This window comes from Kribbella sp. C-35 (assembly GCF_046549195.1).
In the GTDB taxonomy this organism is placed as follows: domain Bacteria; phylum Actinomycetota; class Actinomycetes; order Propionibacteriales; family Kribbellaceae; genus Kribbella.
Genome location: NZ_JAJPWG010000002.1, coordinates 1,450,840 through 1,470,050, shown reverse-complemented (window position 1 = coordinate 1,470,050; position 19,211 = coordinate 1,450,840). Strand labels below are relative to the sequence as shown.

Annotated in this window: 18 protein-coding genes; 9 read left to right on the top strand and 9 right to left on the bottom strand. The window is 67.5% G+C overall.

All coding sequences use genetic code 11. The features are described 5' to 3' along the window. Nucleotides 1–16: 16 nt before the first annotated feature. Together ACLJOO_RS19565 and ACLJOO_RS19560 are read right to left on the bottom strand one after the other, a co-directional pair. On the bottom strand, nucleotides 17–880 hold the full coding sequence (locus ACLJOO_RS19565; RefSeq protein ID WP_410788603.1) for a carbohydrate ABC transporter permease: 864 nt from the start codon (nucleotides 878–880) through the stop codon (nucleotides 17–19). After that, nucleotides 877–1,809, bottom strand: coding sequence for a carbohydrate ABC transporter permease (locus ACLJOO_RS19560; RefSeq protein WP_410788602.1), 933 nt, complete (start codon nucleotides 1,807–1,809; stop codon nucleotides 877–879). Before ACLJOO_RS19560 ends, ACLJOO_RS19565 begins: the two co-directional genes overlap by 4 nt. 133 nt (nucleotides 1,810–1,942) lie before the next feature. Between ACLJOO_RS19560 and ACLJOO_RS19555 the strand changes: the two genes are divergently transcribed. Then, a complete protein-coding gene (locus ACLJOO_RS19555; protein ID WP_410788601.1) occupies nucleotides 1,943–2,977 on the top strand; it encodes a LacI family DNA-binding transcriptional regulator in 1,035 nt (344 codons plus the stop codon). A 1-nt stretch (nucleotide 2,978) separates the two neighbouring features. Here ACLJOO_RS19555 and sucD read toward each other — a convergent pair whose 3' ends face one another. Together sucD and sucC are read right to left on the bottom strand one after the other, a co-directional pair. Beyond that, nucleotides 2,979–3,866 carry a succinate--CoA ligase subunit alpha gene (gene sucD / locus ACLJOO_RS19550; protein WP_410788600.1) on the bottom strand — a complete coding sequence of 296 codons (888 nt, stop codon included), beginning with the start codon at nucleotides 3,864–3,866 and terminating at the stop codon, nucleotides 2,979–2,981. A gap of 15 nt (nucleotides 3,867–3,881) precedes the next feature. Continuing rightward, the gene (sucC, locus tag ACLJOO_RS19545) at nucleotides 3,882–5,027 is read right to left on the bottom strand and encodes an ADP-forming succinate--CoA ligase subunit beta (protein ID WP_410788599.1); all 1,146 of its coding nucleotides are present in this window, start codon (nucleotides 5,025–5,027) and stop codon (nucleotides 3,882–3,884) included. Nucleotides 5,028–5,171: 144 nt separating this feature from the next. Here sucC and ACLJOO_RS19540 point away from each other — a divergent pair, with 144 nt between their 5' ends. Both ACLJOO_RS19540 and ACLJOO_RS19535 read left to right on the top strand, forming a co-directional pair. Continuing rightward, entirely contained in the window at nucleotides 5,172–6,521 is a 1,350-nt protein-coding gene (locus ACLJOO_RS19540; RefSeq protein WP_410788598.1) for an MFS transporter, read from the top strand. Then, nucleotides 6,518–7,084, top strand: coding sequence for a hypothetical protein (locus ACLJOO_RS19535; protein WP_410788597.1), 567 nt, complete (start codon nucleotides 6,518–6,520; stop codon nucleotides 7,082–7,084). The genes ACLJOO_RS19540 and ACLJOO_RS19535 overlap by 4 nt, the downstream gene beginning before the upstream one ends. Here ACLJOO_RS19535 and ACLJOO_RS19530 read toward each other — a convergent pair. Then, complete coding sequence (locus tag ACLJOO_RS19530) at nucleotides 7,036–7,293, bottom strand: hypothetical protein (RefSeq protein ID WP_410788596.1); 258 nt, start codon at nucleotides 7,291–7,293, stop codon at nucleotides 7,036–7,038. The two genes, ACLJOO_RS19535 and ACLJOO_RS19530, sit on opposite strands and share 49 nt — an antisense overlap. 138 nt (nucleotides 7,294–7,431) lie before the next feature. On the opposite strand from ACLJOO_RS19530, the gene ACLJOO_RS19525 reads away from it, so the two are divergent. The 6 genes from ACLJOO_RS19525 to ACLJOO_RS19500 all read left to right on the top strand — a co-directional run bounded on the left by ACLJOO_RS19525 (nucleotide 7,432) and on the right by ACLJOO_RS19500 (nucleotide 15,841). Continuing rightward, complete coding sequence (locus tag ACLJOO_RS19525; RefSeq protein WP_410788595.1) at nucleotides 7,432–9,141, top strand: thiamine pyrophosphate-binding protein; 1,710 nt, start codon at nucleotides 7,432–7,434, stop codon at nucleotides 9,139–9,141. A 10-nt stretch (nucleotides 9,142–9,151) separates the two neighbouring features. Further along, nucleotides 9,152–10,378, top strand: coding sequence for a formyl-CoA transferase (frc, locus tag ACLJOO_RS19520; protein WP_410788594.1), 1,227 nt, complete (start codon nucleotides 9,152–9,154; stop codon nucleotides 10,376–10,378). Nucleotides 10,379–10,403: 25 nt separating this feature from the next. Continuing rightward, complete coding sequence (locus tag ACLJOO_RS19515; protein ID WP_410788593.1) at nucleotides 10,404–12,551, top strand: acetate--CoA ligase family protein; 2,148 nt, start codon at nucleotides 10,404–10,406, stop codon at nucleotides 12,549–12,551. Between the two features lie 63 nt (nucleotides 12,552–12,614). Beyond that, on the top strand, nucleotides 12,615–14,114 hold the full coding sequence (locus ACLJOO_RS19510) for an Nramp family divalent metal transporter (RefSeq protein ID WP_410788592.1): 1,500 nt from the start codon (nucleotides 12,615–12,617) through the stop codon (nucleotides 14,112–14,114). Nucleotide 14,115: 1 nt separating this feature from the next. Continuing rightward, a complete protein-coding gene (locus tag ACLJOO_RS19505; protein ID WP_410788591.1) occupies nucleotides 14,116–14,634 on the top strand; it encodes a hypothetical protein in 519 nt (172 codons plus the stop codon). A 376-nt stretch (nucleotides 14,635–15,010) separates the two neighbouring features. Continuing rightward, entirely contained in the window at nucleotides 15,011–15,841 is an 831-nt protein-coding gene (locus ACLJOO_RS19500; protein WP_410788590.1) for a GNAT family N-acetyltransferase, read from the top strand. On the opposite strand, the gene ACLJOO_RS19495 is transcribed toward ACLJOO_RS19500, so the two are convergent. The 4 genes from ACLJOO_RS19495 to ACLJOO_RS19480 form a co-directional block, all read right to left on the bottom strand. Beyond that, nucleotides 15,834–16,589 (bottom strand): GntR family transcriptional regulator, encoded by a 756-nt coding sequence (locus tag ACLJOO_RS19495; protein WP_410788589.1) that lies wholly within the window; start codon nucleotides 16,587–16,589, stop codon nucleotides 15,834–15,836. The genes ACLJOO_RS19500 and ACLJOO_RS19495 overlap by 8 nt on opposite strands. 101 nt (nucleotides 16,590–16,690) lie before the next feature. After that, nucleotides 16,691–16,870 carry a hypothetical protein gene (locus tag ACLJOO_RS19490; protein ID WP_410788588.1) on the bottom strand — a complete coding sequence of 60 codons (180 nt, stop codon included), beginning with the start codon at nucleotides 16,868–16,870 and terminating at the stop codon, nucleotides 16,691–16,693. A 105-nt stretch (nucleotides 16,871–16,975) separates the two neighbouring features. Beyond that, nucleotides 16,976–18,127, bottom strand: coding sequence for an NAD-dependent formate dehydrogenase (locus ACLJOO_RS19485; protein WP_410788587.1), 1,152 nt, complete (start codon nucleotides 18,125–18,127; stop codon nucleotides 16,976–16,978). A gap of 44 nt (nucleotides 18,128–18,171) precedes the next feature. Next, nucleotides 18,172–19,188: a LysR substrate-binding domain-containing protein gene (locus tag ACLJOO_RS19480; protein WP_410788586.1), complete on the bottom strand. Its 1,017-nt coding sequence runs from the start codon at nucleotides 19,186–19,188 to the stop codon at nucleotides 18,172–18,174. Between the last annotated feature and the right edge of the window lie 23 nt (nucleotides 19,189–19,211).

Below are 19,211 nucleotides of genomic sequence, written 5' to 3'. Positions count from 1 at the left end.
TTCATTTGACCCAGAACTATTTGACAGAGCCGGCGGACAGGCCGGACTGCCAGAACCGCTGGAGAAGGAGGAAGGCGACCACCAGCGGAACGATCGTCAGCAACGATCCGGTGACCACCAGGTTGTAGATGGGGCGGGCACCCACGCCGGTCGCCTGGTTGCTCCACTGGGTGAGCCCGACCGTGAGTGGGTAGAGGTTGGGTTTGCTGAGCATGATCAGCGGCAGGAAGTAGTTGTTCCAGGTCGACACCATCGCGAACAGCAGCGTCGTGACGATGCCCGGGGCAAGCAGTCGCAGGGCGACGGTGAAGAACGTGCGGACCTCACCGGCGCCGTCGATCCGCGCCGCCTCGAGCAGCTCTCCCGGTACGGCGTCGGTCGCGTAGACCCACATCAGGTACAGCCCGAACGGGCTCACCAGCGAGGGGATGATGATGGCCCACACCGTGTTGGTCAGCCCGAGGTTGGAGAACATCAGGAACGTCGGTACGGCGAGCGCGGTACCCGGCACCGCGACCGCGCCGAGCAGTACGGCGAAGACGGCCCGGCGCCCGGTGAACTTGTACTTCGCCAGTCCGTAGCCGGCCGCGGTGGCGAGCAGCGTCGCGCCGCCCGCGCCGACGACGACGTACAGCACCGTGTTGCCGAGCCAGCGGAGGAAGATGCCGTCGTTGTAGGTGAGCGTGTCCTTGATGTTGGTGAAGAACGCGAAGCTCTTCCCGAACCACAGTCCCGGCGTCGAGAGCAGGTCGTCCTGCGTCTTGGTTGTGCTGAGCAACAACCAGGCGAGCGGAACGATCGTGTACAGCAGATACAGCACCATCACGCCGGTGAGCAGCTTGGACCGCTTCGGGCGCAGGGATGAAGACAGGGCACTCACAGCGACTCCCGGGATCCGCGGAGCTGGACGACGTACGCGATGATCGCGGTGATGATCCCCATCACGATCGCGATCGTGGCCGAGTAGTTGAACTGCTGGCCGGCGAAGGACAGGTTGTAGGCGTACATGTTGGGCGTGTAGAAGGTCGTGATCACGTTCGGCGCGAGCGTGCGCAGGATGTTCGGCTCGTTGAACAGCTGGAAGCTGCCGATGATCGAGAAGATCGTCGCGATCACGATCGCGCCGCGCAGCGCGGGCAGCTTGACCGCCAGGATCGTCCGGAACGTGCCGGCGCCGTCGATCGCGGCCGCCTCGTACAGCTCGCCCGGCACCGTACGCAGTGCCGAGTAGAAGATCAGCATGTTGTAGCCGACGAACTCCCAGGTGACGATGTTCGCGATCGACGGCAGCATCCAGCTCCCGCTGAGCGGCTGGATCGCGGTCGTCCCGAGCAGGTCGTTGAGATTCGCGGCCAGGCCGAAGTTGTCGCCGTAGATGTAGCCCCACATCAGTACGGCGACCACGCCCGGTACGGCGTACGGCAGGAAGATCACGATCCGGAAGAAGCCCGCCGCGTGCAGCCGCGCGCTGTCGATCGCGAGCGCCGCGAGCAGCGCCAGGACGAGCATGATCGGCACCTGGACGACCAGGAAGACCGCCACCCGGCCGAACGCCTCCCAGAACTTCGGGTCCCGCAGCGCCTCGGTGTAGTTGTCCAACCCGACGAACACCGTGCCGCCGAAGAACGCCTGATCGCGATACAGGCTGAGGTAGATCGCGTACCCGATCGGGGCCAGGAAGGTGAGCGCGAAGACGGTCAGGAACGGCCCGACGAACAGCCATCCCTTGCCGTCCTTGAACACCCGCCGGCGGCGCCGGCCGGTGGTACCGACCCGCGCTACCTGCTGCTGGGCCACGGACTCCGCCATTGTCCGGGACCTCCTCTCGCTTCCGGCCCCGAGGTGGGGACGCGACACGCGATGTTGACGTCAACATCGACGGCGCGACGCTAGCGTGTTTACGTCAACATGTCTACACTCCGGACTCAAACGAGGAGGCGCGATGACAGGGGAGGATTCAGCGGGCCGCCGGCGACGCGGGCCGTCGATGGCGGACGTGGCGCGGGTGGCCGGCGTGTCCGGACAGACGGTCTCGCGGGTCGCGAACGAGCGGCTCAACGTCGACGCGGTCACCCGGGACCGGGTGCGGGCCGCGATGCGCCAGCTCGGCTACCGCCCGAACAGCGCTGCCCGCGCGCTGCGGAACGGTGAGTACCGCAGCATCGGCGTGATCGTCTTCGAACTGCACAGCTTCGGTACGACGCGCACGCTCGACGCGATCGCGACCGCCGCCACCATCCGCGGGTACGCGATCAACCTGGTTCCCGTGCTGGACGTCACCCAGAGTGCGGTGACGAATGCCTTCAGTCGCCTCGGCGAGCAGGCGGTGGACGGCGTGATCATCCTGATCGAGGCGCACACCCTGGACGAGGCCGGCGTACGGCTCCCGGACGGGCTGCCGGTCGTGGTGGTCGACTCGAGTGCGCACTACGACTTCCCGATCGTCGACACCGACCAGCGGCAGGGCGCCCGGCTGGCGACGGAACACCTCCTGAACCTGGGCCACGCGACGGTGTGGCACCTCGGCGGGCCGCCGACGTCGTTCGCCGCGGACCGGCGACGACAGTCCTGGGAGCAGACGCTGATCGACCACGGCCGGGAGGTGCCGCCGGTGTACGACGGCGACTGGACGCCGGGATCGGGCTACGTTGCGGGCCTGCAGCTGGCCGCCAACGCCGAGGTCACCGCCGTGTTCGCCGCGAACGACCAGATGGCGCTCGGCCTGCTGCGCGCGCTCCACGAGCGGGGCCGCGCGGTGCCTGGCGACGTCAGCGTGGTCGGTTTCGACGACATGGAGGAGGCGGCGCACTTCTGGCCGCCGCTGACCACGATCCGCCAGAACTTCGTCGACGTCGGCCGGTTGAGCGTCGACGCGCTGATCAACGAGATCAACTCCGGCGAGCACCACCACGAACCGGTCGCCGTCGCCGCCAAACTCGTCCACCGCAGCAGCACCGCACCCCCACCACGCCCCTGACTTACACCGCGGCTCCGGCGAGGATCGTGCGCATCAGGGCGGCAGTCTCCGTCGGGGTCTTGCCGACACGTACGCCGGCTGCTTCCAGAGCTTCCTGCTTCGCGGCCGCCGTACCGGACGAGCCGGAGACGATCGCGCCGGCGTGGCCCATCGTCTTGCCCTCCGGCGCGGTGAAGCCCGCGACGTACCCGACGACCGGCTTGGTCACGTTCTCCTTGATGAACGCGGCCGCCCGCTCCTCCGCGTCACCGCCGATCTCACCGATCATCACGATCGCGTCGGTGTCCGGGTCGTCCTGGAACGCCCGCAGCGCGTCGATGTGCGTGGTCCCGATGATCGGGTCGCCGCCGATCCCGATCGCGGTCGAGAACCCGAAGTCCCGCAGCTCGTACATCATCTGGTAGGTCAGCGTGCCCGACTTGCTGACTAGCCCGAGCCGGCCCGGCCCCGCGATGTCCGCCGGGATGATCCCCGCATTGGCGCGCCCCGGGCTGATGATCCCCGGACAGTTCGGACCGATGACGCGCGTCCCGTTGGCCTGTGCGTGCGCGAAGAACGCGGCAGTGTCGTGGACGGGAACGCCCTCCGTGATCACCACCACGAGCGGGATCCCGGCATCGACTGCTTCAAGAACTGCAGCTTTTGTGAAGCGTGGCGGGACGAACACCACCGACACGTCCGCGTCCGCGGCCTTCACCGCGTCCGCGCACGACCCGTACACCGGGATCGAGCGCCGCGCGAAATCCACCGACTGCCCGCCCTTGCCGGGCGTCACACCGCCGACCACATTGGTGCCGGCGGCAAGCATCCGGCTGGTGTGCTTCTGCCCCTCGGACCCGGTCATGCCCTGCACGACGACCCGGCTCTTCTCGGTCAGGAATACGGCCATCTCGAACAGTCCCTTCTAGGCGGCGAGTTCGGCGGCGCGCGCCGCGGCGCCGTCCATCGTGTCGACCACGGTCACCAGCGGATGGTTGGCCTTGGCGAGGATCTTGCGGCCCTCCTCGACGTTGTTGCCGTCGAGCCGGACGACGAGCGGCTTGTCAGCCCGGTCGCCAAGCACGGCGAGCGCCTGCACGATGCCGTTCGAGACCGCGTCGCACGCGGTGATCCCGCCGAACACGTTCACGAAGACGCTGCGCACCTGCGGGTCGGACAGGATGATCCCGAGCCCGTTCGCCATCACCTCGGCCGAGGCGCCGCCGCCGATGTCGAGGAAGTTGGCCGGTTTCACGTCGTACGGCGATCCCGCGTACGCGACCACGTCGAGCGTCGACATCACCAGGCCCGCGCCGTTGCCGATGATCCCGACCGAGCCGTCCAGCTTCACGTAGTTCAGGCCCTTGGCGTGCGCCTCGGCCTCGAGCGGGTCGGCGGCCGCCTTGTCGTCGAAGCCGGCGTGATCCGGGTGCCGGTACGCCGCGTTGTCGTCGAGCGTGACCTTCCCGTCGAGCGCCTCCAATGACCCGTCGCCGAGCTTCACCAGCGGATTCACCTCGACCAGCGACGCGTCCTCCGCGATGAACACGTCCCACAGCCGCTGCACGATGGTGGACGCCTCGGCCGGGAACCCGGCGGCGGTCACGATCTCCGCGGCCTTCGCCTCGTCGACGCCGGTCGCGGGGTCGATCGCCACCTTCGCGATCGCGTCCGGGTTCGTGTGCGCGACCTCCTCGATCTCCACACCGCCTTCGGTGCTGGCGATACAGAGGTACTCGCGGTTCGCCCGGTCGACCAGGAACGAGAAGTAGTACTCCTCGGCGATGTCCGCGGCCGGCGCCAGCAGCACGCGCTGCACGGTGTGACCCTTGATGTCCATCCCGAGGATCTCGACCGCCTTCGCCTCCGCCTCGTCGGGGGTGGCGGCCAGCTTCACACCGCCGGCCTTGCCGCGCCCACCGGTCTTCACCTGAGCCTTCACCACCACGCGCCCGCCGAGCTCACGGGCCGCGTCCGCGGCGTCGGCCGCATCCTCGATCACCCGCCCCAGCGTCACCGGAACGCCGTGCCGAGCGAACAGCTCCTTGGCTTGGTACTCCATGAGGTCCACGTCGCCTCCAAGAATGTGTGGTGACGACTGTATGCGGTATGCAATCTGGTCACAAGAGGCTTGTTGCAACGCCTCAGGTCTGGACAGCTCCGGCGTGGAGGAGTACCACAGACTTCATACGGTATGCAGTAGTCAGGAGGCGATATGAATCACGTGATGCCCACGCCCCGGGACGTGCGTGACGTCTACGGCCGGCGGTACCGGATCGGCGAGGATGCCCGTGAACTGACCGGCCACTCGCGCCGCTGGCAACTCTGGGCGGCCTGGGCCTGCATGGTGGCGATCAGTCCGTTGCAGTACTCGTTCGGCACCGCAGCCCTCGGCCTGGCGTCGGATCGTGGCTGGGGCGCAGCCCAAACCCTGTGGCTGCTCGCGGTCTTCGTCGCCTGCCAAGCACTCGTCGCGATCCCAGCCGCCTGGGCCCATCGGGTACGGCGGGCAACGCCGACACAGCTCGTCGTCGGCGGCGGGATGCTCGCGGCGATCGGCCTCGTCACACTCGCCCACGTGGACAGCTACGGCGCGGTCCTCGTCGGCTACTCGCTTCTCGGCGGCACCGGGGCGGGCCTCGTGTACGCCGCCTGCATCACCACGTCGGCGCGCTGGTTCCCGGACCGGCGTACGGCGACCATCGGCTTCGTCACCGGTGGATTCGCGGTCGGCGCCGTACCGAGCATCTTCCTGCTGACGCGGGTGGACCAATCGATCGTGTTCGATCTGACCGCTCTGGTGGCGGTGCTGGTCGTTCTGGTCGCCGGTGGTCTGCTGAAGGATCCGCCGCGGCACTGGTGGCCCGCGGACATCGACGCGCAGGTGTGGGCGATCGACCGGAAGCTGAACCGCAGCATCCCGCACAACGCGCCCGCGGTCCGGCAATACCGTCCAGGTGAGGCGATGCGGACCGGCGCGCTGCCGCTGATGTGGTTGCTGCTGGCAATCAGTACGGCGTTGTCGTTACTCGGCATCGGCTTCGTGGTGAGCTATGGCGTGAGCGCCGACCTCGGTCTGACGGTGGCTGCGACGGCGGCTGGGATGCTTGCCGCCGTCAACGGTCTCGGCCGATCGCTGGCAGGTCACTTGTCAGATCGATTCGGTCGCCGTCGGGTGCTGGCCGCCGTACTGATGATCGAAGGTTTCGCCCATGTCGGTCTGGTGGCCGCTGACGTCGGCTGGGCCTTCGTGGTGTGCGCGATGTTCGCGGGCCTCGGTGGCGGCGCGTTCTACGCGATCATGGCCAACCTCGTACTGGAGTTCTTCGGCGAGAACAGCCTGCTGCAGAACCAGGCCATCCTGTACTCCGCGAAGGCGGTCGGCGGCGTCGTCGGCATCGGTGTCGCCGCGTCCGTGATCGCCGCAGTCGGCTACCGGCCGCTGTTCCTCGGCGCCGGGCTGCTCGGCGTACTGACTGCGCTGAGTGTGCGTCTCCTCAAACAACCCGGTAGGCCGGCGTTGCCCGTGCGGCCCCAGCTCGGTACGCCGGTGGCGGGCGAGTGAACGGCTACGCGAAGATCCAGCGCGCGGATCCGTGCGTGCTGGAACTGGTCTCCCGTCTGGCGCGAGAGCCCTGGACGGATCGTCCCGCCTGCGTACACCCAGTACTAGGTGCAGTCGCACGGGCGGCGCACGATCACAGCACGTCAGCCGGTCGCCGCGAGTTGCTGCCGCTCGCGCCACGCTTCCTCGACACCAACCGGGTGGGCTTCGAGCCGTCCGCCCGGCTGGTCGCACTGTGCGTGTCGACGGCACTGACGAACGGCGAACTCACCACCGACGAGCGCCACAGACTAACTGCGGCCAACCAGACGGCCCAGCACCTGCTCGGTACTCAGGACGGTCCCGGGGGAGCGGCGCGGTGGTGGTTGCCGGTGCTTTCGCGGCTGAATTGGAGCGAGCCGTTCTACCGCACATGTGTCGCGACAGAACATGTGGCCGAAGCGGTGGCGATCACCGCCCGCGCGGCCAATCCCGACGTACGCCTGCGGAGCCTGCTGAAGCTGTGCCTCGCGACTCAGCCCAAACCTTCGTGTTCGGCGTCCGCCCAGAAATCGTGGTCGTAGTCGTCGTCCGGGATCGCCACCAGTTCGTGCCGGCGAGGGGCGCGAACCTGCTGCTCGAGGCGCCGAAGGTCCGCCGTACACCGCTCCAGATCGTCGAGCAGCCGCAGTACGTCGAGATGCGGGCCGACGCGATTCCTCAACGCCATAAGGGACTTCTCGAGCGCGAGGAGGGCGGCGCGGGTCCGGTCGAGTTCGTCGGAAATCGTCATCACAGCCTCCTGGGTGCGAACTCTGGACAACCGCTACGCCCTGGGATAAGACTACGACTACACCATACGGTATGCAATCTACACAGTGCCTAATCAAGGACATGCCTTACTCAGGCCCTTCCGAGGAGTTGACTGCAGATGGCGCAGACAGTGTCGGAGACCCAACCCGCCGCGGTTGTCAAAGAGCCGGAGACGATCTCCGGCGGTCACCTCGTCGCGAAGGCCTTGAAGGCCGAGGGGATCGACGTGATCTTCACGCTCTGTGGCGGTCACATCATCGACATCTACGACGGCTGCGTGGACGAGGGCATCGCGGTGGTCGACGTACGGCACGAGCAGGTCGCGGCGCACGCCGCCGACGGGTATGCACGAGTCACCGGCAAGCCCGGCTGCGCGGTCGTCACCGCCGGCCCTGGTACGACGGACGCGGTCACCGGCGTCGCGAACGCGTTCCGCGCCGAGAGCCCGATGCTGCTGATCGGCGGCCAGGGCGCCCTGAACCAGCACAAGATGGGGTCCTTGCAGGACCTGCCGCACGTCGACATGATGACGCCGATCACCAAGTTCGCCGCGACCGTTCCGCACACCGCGCGGGCTGCGGACATGGTGTCGATGGCGTTCCGCGAGTGCTACAACGGCGCGCCCGGCCCGTCGTTCCTGGAGATCCCGCGCGACATCCTCGACAACTCGGTCCCGGTCGAGTCCGCGACCGTCCCCGAGGCCGGGCACTACCGGGCCTCGACGAAGAGCATCGGCGATCCGGCGAACATCGAGGCGCTGGCCGACTTGCTGGTCCGGGCCGAGAAGCCCGTCGTACTGCTCGGCTCGCAGGTCTGGACATCCCGCGGCAGCGACGCGGCGGTCGAGTTCGCCCGCACGCTCGACATCCCGGCGTTCATGAACGGGTCGGCCCGCGGCACGCTGCCGCCCGGCGACCCGCACCACTTCCACCTGTCGCGGCGGTACGGCTTCAACAACGCCGACCTGATCCTGATCGTCGGCACGCCGTTCGACTTCCGGATGGGGTACGGGCGACGGCTCCCGAAGAGCGCCACCGTCGTACAGATCGACATGGACTACCGCACCGTCGGCAAGAACCGCGACATCGACCTCGGCCTCGTGGGTGACCCGGGCGCGATCCTGGCGGCCGTCACGCAGGCGGCGTCGGGCCGGCTGCAGAAGACGGATCGCAAGGCCTGGTTCGCGGAGCTGCGCGCCGAGGAGGACGCGGCGTACCAGAAACGGCTGCCGCGGCAGCTGTCCGACGCGAACCCGATCCACCCGCTGCGGCTCGCGCACGAGATCAACGAGTTCCTCACCGAGGACTCGATCTACATCGGCGACGGCGGCGACATCGTGACGTTCTCCGGTGGCGTCGTACAGCCGAAGTCGCCCGGCCACTGGATGGACCCGGGCCCGCTCGGCACGCTGGGCGTCGGCATCCCGTTCGTGCTCGCGGCGAAGTACGCGCGGCCGGACAAGGAAGTCGTCGCACTGTTCGGCGACGGTGCGTTCTCGCTGACCGGCTGGGACTTCGAGACGCTGGTCCGCTACAAGCTCCCGTTCGTCGGTGTCGTCGGCAACAACTCGTCGATGAACCAGATCCGCTACGGCCAGGAGGCCAAGTACGGCAAGGACCGCGGCCGGATCGGCAACACCCTGGGCGACGTGAAGTACGACGAGTTCGCCCGGATGCTCGGCGGGTACGGCGAAGAGGTTCGCGACCCGAAGGACATCGGGCCGGCGCTGCTCCGGGCCCGCGAGTCGGGGCTGCCGTCGCTGATCAACGTCTGGGTCGACCCGGACGCCTACGCCCCCGGAACCATGAACCAGACCATGTACAAGTAGGAGGACCAGCATGACCAAGGCCCTCGAGGGTGTCCGTGTTCTCGACATGACCCACGTGCAGTCCGGACCGTCCTGCACCCAGCTCCTCGCCTGGCTCGGCGCCGATGTGATCAAGCTCGAGGCACCGACCGGCGACATCACCCGCCAGCAGCTGCGCGACCTGCCGGACGTCGACAGCCTGTACTTCACGATGCTGAACTGCAACAAGCGCAGCATCACGCTGAACATGAAGTCCGACCGCGGCAAGGAGATCTTCGTCGACCTGGTGAAGAACTCCGACGTCCTGGTGGAGAACTTCGCCCCCGGCGCGATCGACCGGATGGGCTTCACCTGGGAACGCCTCCAGGAGCTCAACCCCGGTCTCGTGTTCGCGTCGATCAAGGGCTTCGGCCCCGGCCGGTATGAGAACTTCAAGGCGTACGAGGTCGTCGCCCAGGCGATGGGCGGCGCGATGAGTACGACGGGGTTCGAGGACGGACCGCCCACCGCGACCGGCGCGCAGATCGGCGACTCCGGCACGGGCATCCACCTGGTGGCCGGCATCCTCGCCGCGCTGCTCCAGCGGACGCACACCGGTAAGGGCCAGCGGGTCACCGTGGCCATGCAGGAAGCCGTCCTGAACCTGACGCGGGTCAAGCTGCGCGACCAGCAGCGGCTGACGCACGGCCCGCTGCGCGAGTACCCGAACGACAACTTCAACGGCGAGGTGCCGCGGTCCGGGAACGCGTCCGGCGGCGGGCAGCCCGGCTGGGCGCTGCGCTGCGCACCCGGCGGACCGAACGACTACATCTACGTGATCGTCCAGCCGCCGGGCTGGGCTCCGATCGCTCAGTTGATCGGGAAGCCCGAGCTGGCCGAGGATCCGGACTGGGCGACGCCGGCCGCGCGCCTCGACAAGCTCGACAAGATGTTCGCGCTGATCGAGCAGTGGACCGAGCAGCACACCAAGTTCGAGGTGATGGACAAGCTCAACGCGCTGAACGTGCCGTGCGGGCCGATCATGTCCACGGCCGAGCTGATCGCGGACGAGACGCTCGCCGACCTCGGCGCGGTGGTCGAGGTCGAGCACCCGCAGCGCGGCACGTTCAAGACCGTCGGCTGCCCGATCAAGCTGTCCGACTCCCCGGTCGACGTGCAGACCTCACCGGGCCTCGGTGAACACAACTCCGTCATCTACGGCTCGCTCGGCATCGACACCGCCGAGCTCTCCGAACTCAAAGCCGCCGGCGTGATCTGACCCTCGCGAATTGGAGTGCATCCGCATGACTTATGACAAGGCAGCAGTCCGGACCATCCTCGACCAGGCTCTGGCGGACGGCCGCACCTCGCTGAGCGCGCCGGAGGCCAAGCTGGTCGCCGACGCGTACGGCATCCCGGCGCCGGGCGAGGGGCTGGCCACGACTGCCGAGGGGGCCGCCGGCCTCGCGGCCGAGATCGGCTTCCCGGTCGTGCTGAAGATCGTCTCGCCGGACATCCTGCACAAGACCGACGCCGGCGGCGTGGTGGTCGGCGTCGACACCGAGGATGCCGTGCTGGCGGCCTACAAGCAGATTGTCGACAACGCAACAGCCTACAAACCAGATGCCGACATTGTGGGCGTGCAGGTGCAGAAGATGCTGGTCACCGGCAGTGACGTGCAGGAGGTCATCGTCGGTGCGGTCACCGACCCGACGTTCGGCAAGGTGGTCGCGTTCGGGCTGGGCGGCGTACTCGTCGAGGTGCTCAAGGACGTCACCTTCCGGCTGGCTCCGCTGAGTGACGACGAGGCGCGGGCGATGGTCGACGGGATCGGTGCGCGCGAGATGCTCGAGGGCGTTCGTGGTGCGCGACCGGTCGACAAGGAGATTGTCGGCAATCTGATCAAGCGGGTGTCCGACCTGGTCACGGACTTCCCGCAGTTCGCGGAGGTCGACCTGAACCCGGTGCTGGCCGGGCCGGACGGCGCCACCGCGGTGGACTTCCGGATCATCGTGGACGCCGAGGCCGGGAAACCGGTCGAGCGGTACAGCCAGGAGGAGATCCTGACCGCGATGACCCGGATCATGAAGCCACGCGCGGTGGCGGTGATCGGGGCGTCCAACGAGGACGGCAAGATCGGCAACTCGGTGATGAAGAACCTGGTCAACGGCGGGTACGCCGGGGACATCTACCCGATCAACCCCAAGGCCGACGAGATCCTCGGGCTGAAGGCTTTCCCCAGCATTTTGGAGGTGCCGGGAGACGTCGACGTCGCGGTGTTCGCCGTACCGGCCAAGTTCGTCGGCGGGGCGCTCGAGCAGTGCGGGCAGAAGGGGGTCGCGGGCGCGATCCTGATCCCGTCCGGGTTCGCGGAGACCGGTGAACAGGCGCTGCAGGACGAGGTCGTCGCGATCGCCCGCAAACACAACGTCCGCATTCTGGGACCGAACATCTACGGCTACTACTACCTGCCGGAGAGCCTCTGCGCGACGTTCTGCACGCCGTACGACGTGCGCGGGTCCGTCGCCCTGTCGTCACAGAGCGGAGGCATCGGGATGGCGATCCTCGGCTTCAGCCGCTCCAGCCGGATGGGAGTTTCCGCGATCGTTGGGGTAGGCAACAAGGCCGACATCGACGAGGATGACCTCCTGACGTTCTTCGAGAGCGACGACAACACCAACCTGATCGCCATGCATCTTGAGGATTTGAAGGACGGCCGGGCGTTCGCCGAGACGGCGGCCCGGGTGTCGAAGAAGAAGCCGGTCGTCGTCCTGAAGGCCGGGCGTACCTCCATGGGCGCGCGGGCGGCCAGCTCGCACACCGGCGCCCTGGCCGGCAACGACAAGGTGTACGACGACATCCTGCGGCAGAGCGGGGTGGTCCGGGCGCCGGGGCTGAACGAGATGCTCCAGTACGCCCGCGGCATCCCGCTGCTGCCGACGCCGAAGGGCGAGAACGTCGTCATCATCACCGGCGCCGGCGGTTCCGGCGTACTGCTGTCGGACGCGTGTGTGGACGCCGGGCTGACGCTGATGGACATCCCGTCCGACCTGGACGAGGCGTTCCGGAAGTTCATCCCGCCGTTCGGCGCGGCCGGGAACCCGGTCGACATCACCGGCGGCGAGCCGCCGTCGACGTACCGGAACACGATCGCGCTCGGGCTGTCCGACGAGCGGATCCACTCGCTGATTCTCGGTTACTGGCACACGATCGTGACACCGCCGATGGTGTTCGCGAAGCTGGTCGCCGAGGTGGTCGAGGAGTTCCGGGCCAAGGGCATCGACAAGCCCGTGGTCGCCTCGCTGTCCGGTGACGTCGAGGTCGAGGAAGCGTCGCAGTACCTGTTCGACCACGGTGTGGTCGCCTACCCGTACACCACCGAGACCCCGGTCCAGGTCCTCGGTGCCAAGTACCGCTGGGCCCGCAACGCCGGGCCGCTCGGCATCAGTTGATTGGAGGAAGGAGCACGCGGGGGAAGTTGATCCGCTAGTTGGCGTCGAACTAAGGAGTCCGCCTTGGACGTCACGAGCAAGACCTCAGAAGTTCCCGAAGAGCCGGCCGCGGCAGCCGTGACCGAGAAGGTCTGGAAAGCGGGCAGGCTCGAACCGATGCCGATCCGGAAACTTCCGGACGCACCGCCCTCCTTGCACATCCTCGGCCCGACCGTCTTCCTGGTCGCGCTGGGTGTGGGTATGGGGGAGTCGTACATGTGGCCCCGGCTCGTCCTGGTGTTCGGGCCGGACATCCGCTGGTTGTTCATGGTCGGTGTCACGCTGCAGGCGTTCGTGCTGCTGGAGATGGCGCGGTACGCGATGGCCACCGGGGAGAGCATCTTCTTCGGCGCGGCCCGGATCTTCAAACCGCTGATGTGGTTCTTCTACGCGGCGGCGATCCTGATCTACATGTGGCCGGGCCATCTGTCTGCCGGCGCGGCCGCGTTCGAGGAGATCAGCGGCATACCCTGGCAGGTCACCGCGTGCGTGGCTCTGGTGTTCGTCGGTGTGCTGTTCAGTCTGCTGTCGGTGATCTACAACTTCCTCGAGAAGCTGCTCGGTCTGCTGATCGGGCTGCTGGTCGTCGGTACGTCGGTGATCGCGGCGATCGTCGGCAACTTCGACGACCTCGGCCGCACCCTGTCCGGGATGTTCGCGTTCGGGTACTTCCCGGACGACGCGATGACGTCGGCCTGGTTCCCGGTCGTGGTCGGTTCGATCGCGTTCGCCGGGCCGTCCGGGATGCAGCAGATGTGGTACACGTTGCAGCTCCGGGACAGCGGCGCCGGCATGGGCGCCCACATCCCGAAGATCCGCGGGCTGCGGGCCGCGAACGAGGCGGAGTCGATGCCGTCGCGCGGGTTCATGTTCGACACCGAGGACCCGGCCGAGATGGCGAAGTGGAAGGGCTGGCGCAAGTGGGTCACGTTCGACGCGCTGCTGCTCTTCTGGGGCATCACCATGCTGGTTACGGTCTCGTTCACCGTGCTGGCGATGTCGGCGGCTCGGGAGAATCCGAACGTCGCTTCGCTGATCGAGGGCGGTGACCGCGAAGCGGCGCTGAAGGCGATGTCGGACGCGTTCGCGTCGGCCGGTTCGCCGATCCTCGGCAAGTTGTTCTTCGCCTTCATCGCGCTGATCGGATTGAACGCGACCCTCGGTCTGTTCGACTCGTTCTCCCGCGGCCAGGCGGACATGACGTACTACTTCGTGCCGGGCGCCAAACGGTTCTCGATGTCGCGGCTGTACGCCGGGTTCCTGTGGGGCGTGATCCTGTTCGGGATCCTGATCCTGCTGTTCGGGCCGGCCGACGGTCCGGCGGGGATCCTGGACACGCTCGCGTTCCTGTCCACGTTCGCGATGGGCGCGTACTGCATCGTGTTGCTGCTGACCAACAACATGCTGCTGCCGAAGAAGATCCGTCCCGGCCCGGTGCGGAACGTGATCATCGGGTTCGGAGCGGTGTTCTACCTCGGGATGCTGTTCTACTGCCTGTTCCGCTTCGGCGTGGCTGTGGGCTGACATGGCATCCTTCAAGCAGTTGGCGGAGTACTCGGTCCCGGCCGTTTCGGTCGGTGCCGCGGCAGGGTTGATCGCCGGTGGACTGGCCGCGTTCGTGGGCCAGCCCGCCGGCTGGGCGATCGTCACCGGGCTCGGCCTCGGCGTACCTCTGATGCTGTTCGGAGCGGGGTACGCCGTACTGGTTGCGCTGGGCAAGGTTCCCGCCGGCGTGTTCGCGCCGGCGGCGGTCTACTGGGTGATCGCGTTCCCGCTGGCGCTCCTGGTGCACTCGGTGGTCACCGCCTGGGTGATCACCGGTTCACCGGGCCTGCCACCCGAACCGTGGAAGTTCCTCGCCTTCCGTGCACTGGTGAGCATGGGATTCGCGATCGGCTTCCTCTGGATGCAAGAACAAATAGGCCGCGTCTGGTGGCCGCACATCCTCGACCGCAACATGTACGCGCGCCGCGTGGTCGAGCAATACACCCACCTAGCCACCGCCCTAGCAGCCCGAAAAGCCGCCACCGGCCGCAACCGCTAACCCCACCAGTCGCCCGCAACCCCACCAGTTGCGGGCGACCGAAAGGTCACCGCTGCGCGGTGGCTGTTTGTTGCCGCCTTCGGCGGGTGCGCGGCTCGTGCTGACGACTGCAACCGGCGCCAAGTGCTGGGGTGGGTTGAAACAACGACGTGTTGCGGCTGCTCGTACTACCCGTCGGGGATGCCGCGGCTTTCCGGAACATTCTTGCCGCTCCTCGACAATTATGTTCCGGAAACACAGCCTGCCCCAGGTCCCGACCAGCCCGCGCGGTCGCCTCCTGGGCGGGCTGCCCGTCTTGTTGTGACGGCGACCCCGTCTGCGCGGAGGCTGTTGTGGACAACGCCGTTCGGCCGGGAGATGGTTGGCGGTGATGACGATGGAGTGGCGTCCTGCGACTGCCGGCGATGCGGTGTTTCTGGCTGAGTTGGCCAGTGCGGTTTCGGACCGCGAGTTCAGTGCTGACCAGGCGTCGGCTTTCCTGCGGAACTGGCGAGTCGAGATCGCCGAGCAGGACGCCGCCGCGGTGGCCGTACTTCCGCCGGCCGACGGCCGTGGCAAAGGCTACGGCGCCTGGTGGGTGAGCGGGGGCTCGGACCGGGGCAGGCAGATCACAGACCGCTTGGTGCAGTTGGCGGGCGCGACACCCGGGCTGAGCATTCTGCAAGTCTCCCGGCCTGCCGACGAAACGGTCGGCGATCCGCGCTTCGAACCCGTCTACCCGCTGTGGACGATGATCCACGACGGCGCCACCTGGCCGCAGCCACCATCAGGACTGCCGACTTCTCTCCGCCACGCTCAATGGTCGGATGTGGTCCCGCGCGAGTTCCGGTCCGCCTACGAGCAGGCCTATCGCGACCAACGGGTCGTCGAACCACACGAATCCTCCATCGGAGAACGTCCCGCAGACGTCAGCGCACTGGCCGTCGGTCCAGACGGCCGAGTGGCCGGATTCGTCCTCGGCTTCACCCAGGATCACGGCGGTGTCGAGCTCGGTCCGATCGGCACGATCCCGTCGTGGAGACGCCGCGGTGTCTCCTCCGCACTCCTGGCGTCGGTGCTGAAGACCTGCCGAGAGTTCGAGCTAGGCCCCGTCACACTCACAGTCGACGGCGACAGCCCGACACGAGCTCAGGACATCTACCTGAGACACGGGTTTCGGATCACCGAGCGTCTCGTCGCGTACCAGGTGCGGCTGCCGGTCAGCTAGTACGACGGCGCCTGCGCGGGGTCGGGTCTGCGTCGGGGGTTTCGACGGCGGCTGTGGTTGCTTGGAGGTCGTGGTAGGCCTTGCGGGTGTGTTCGGTGTGTTCTCGCATGATTTGGGCGGCTTTGTCTTCGTCGCCTTCGCTGATGGCTTTCACCAGGCGGTTGTGTTCGCGCCAGGAGGCTGCGCCGCGGACGGGGGCCACGGGGGTGTAGTACCAGCGGACGCGGCGGTCGACCTGGGCGGCGAAGTCGACCAGGAAACGGTTGCCGGACATCTGGGTGATCAGGCTGTGGAGCTCGGCGTTCGTCCGGACCGTGCCGTCGATGTCGCCGGCTTCCTGGTACGTCGTGCCGACCTTGCAGAGCTCGCGCAACTTGGCGACGTCGTCCTTCGACGCGTGCCGGGCCGCGAGGCGCGCGGACTCCGATTCGAGCGCCGCACGGGCCGCCAGCAACTGGTCGACCTCGTCCTCGGCCGGGACGTGGACCATCGCGCCGAACCCGGGTCGCAGGTCGACCCAGCCCTCGTTGTTCAAGCGCTGCAGGGCCTCGCGCACCGGCTGCCGGGAGACGCCCAGGATCCCGGCGAGCTCGACCTCGACGAGGTGCCGGCCGCGCTCGAGGGTGCCGTCGATGATCATCTCGGTGAGGGCCTCGTACACCGACTCCCGCAACGGCTGCGGCCGCTTGACGTGCCGCACACCGGCCGGTTCCGCACCCGCCCCTGGCCCCGCACTGATCGTCGTCATGAGGTCCCTTCCGGTCCTACAGCGATGGCACTTGGTAGACAGTCTACCAAGTGCCATGCCTTGACATATACCTCCGGCACCGGTTGCCCGGTACGCCGGGGTCAGGCCGCGGACTCGTCCGCGTTCCGGCGGCCGTCGTCGTGTGCGCCACGGGCATCCTGGGCGGTCAGCTCGGCGAGCTCGGCGTCGAGGTCGACCGGCTTGTTCAGCTCCTGCAGCTCCGGGGCATCCGGGAACTGCGGCCGCGCCGCCAGAGCACCGAACCTACGTGTGAAGATCATTTCTACCCTTCCTTGAATTCTGGCTTCTGTATACATTCAACCAGGTGTATTGACCGGTTATGCCCGCGTCTCACGTGATCCCGGTTACGTACGCCGTGATCCGGCTTACACCGTGGTGGAGTACGCGTGCGCTCCGGCACCGGCCAGTCGCCCGCCGTCGACAATCAGGTACTCGTCGCGGATCGGCGTACCGCTCAACCAGGACTCCAGGATCTCCCGTGTCCCCGCGGCGTACCGGGTCTGCGCGGACAGCGACGAGCCGGAGATGTGCGGCGTCATCCCGTGGTGGGGCATGGTGCGCCACGGGTGGTCGGCCGGCGCCGGCTGCGGGTACCAGACGTCACCGGCGTACCCGGCCAACTGTCCGCTCTCCAGTGCCCGCACGATCGCGTCCCGGTCGGCGATCTTCGCCCGGGCGGTGTTGATGAGGTAGGTGCCGCGCTTCATGGTGCTGAGCAGTTCGTCGCCGAACAGCCCCTCGGTCTCCGGGTGCAGCGGCGCGTTGATCGTGACCACGTCGCAGTGCGGCACCATGTCGGCGGCGCTCGGGTGGAAGGTCAGCCCCAGTTCCCGCTCGACCGACTCCGGTAGCCGGTGCCGGTCGGTGTAGTGCAGCTTGACGTCGAACGGGGCGAGGCGCCGCAGTACGGCGGTTCCGATCCGGCCGGCCGCGACCGTACCGACCTTCATCCCTTCGAGGTCGTACGAACGCGCGACGCAGTCCGCGATGTTCCAGCCGCCGTCGACCACCACCTGGTACGACGGGAGGTAGTTCCGCACCAGCCCGAGGATCATCATCACCACGTGCTCGGCGACGCTGATGCTGTTGGAGTAGGTGACCTCGGCAACTGTCATGCCGGCGCCGATCGCCGCGTCCAGGTCGACATGGTCGGACCCGATGCCGGCGGTGATCGCGAGCTTGAGCTTGGGTGCCTTCGCGATCCGCTCGGCCGTCAGGTACGCCGGCCAGAACGGTTGCGAGATCACCACATCGGCGTCGGGAAGCTCGCGGTCGAGCGCGGCCTCCTTGTCAGCGATGACGACGAGCGTGTGTCCTTGCTCCTCCAGGAATCGTCGCAGCCCGAGTTCGCCGGACACGCTGCCGAGCAGGGTGCCGGGGGTGAAGTCGACGGCCTTCGGCGACGGGGCGGTCTGACCGCCGGGATAGCTCGCAATGATCGGGATGTCGTCGCGCGCGTACGACGCCGGGTAGCCGCCGGCGGGGTCGTCGTACAGCACGCACACAATCTTCGCCACGGTGGGAATCTCCTTGTTCTGAAGGGATTTCCACCATCGCCGCGTTAAGGACCGACGGTCAAAGACTTGCTCGCTATGTCGAGATAGCCCGAACCCATCAAGTGCACATCGAGCAGGCTGTCCAGGGCCTTGTGTACGCCGGCTTGCCGGGCGACGTCGAGCAGTGCGCGGGCGAGGACGGGTTCGGGGCTCCGCGCGGCGATCACCAGGCCGACCCGCGGCCCGTGCGCCGGGCGCTTGAGCGGTACGACGCGCATCCCGTCCGGTACGCCGAACATGTGCAGCCACGCGTGCGAGATCACCGTCGACCAATGGTTGCCGTGCAGATGACTGTAGAGACCGGAGACCGTGTCGCTCTCGATCGACGGTGTCGCGATCGCGCCGTCGTCGGTGAAGTACTCGTTCATGATCCGGCGGTTGCGCATGTCGGGGGACAACAGACAGAGCGGCAACTCGGCGACCTGCGCCCACGTCGCCACCGGCAGGTCGGCGAGCTCGCTGTGCTTCGGCGTGAGCAGCAGGTACCGCTCCTCGTACAGCGGGGTCTTGCGCACCTGACCGAGTGTGTCGTCGTCGAGGTACGTCATCGCAACGTCCAGCTCGAACTCGGCCAGCTTCTGCGTGATGTCCCGCGACGACAGTGACTCGAGCGTGACGCGTGTGTTCGTATGGCGCTCGCAGAACGGTGTCGTCAGCAGCGATACGACCGGCATCGCGGTCGGGATCGCGCCGAGCCGGAGAGTGCCGTTGAGGCCGCCGCGCATCATCGACAGCTCGTGCCGGAGCGCGTCCTGCTCCGCGAGGATCCGTTGCGCCCAGAGCAGCACCCGCTCGCCCTCGGGGGTCAGGCCCTCGAAGCGACGACCGCGGCGCACGATCGGTACGTCGAGTTCCTGCTCGAGCTTGCGGATCGCGGCGGACAGCGACGGCTGGGACACGTAACAGGCATCCGCCGCGCGGGCGAAGTGCTTCTCGCGGGCGAGGGCGACGAGGTACTCCAGCTGCCGGAGCAGCATCAGCGCGTCCGGATCGGTGTGCAGTCGCCTGTATACATAATCCAACTGTAGTGATGCTTCCGGCGGCC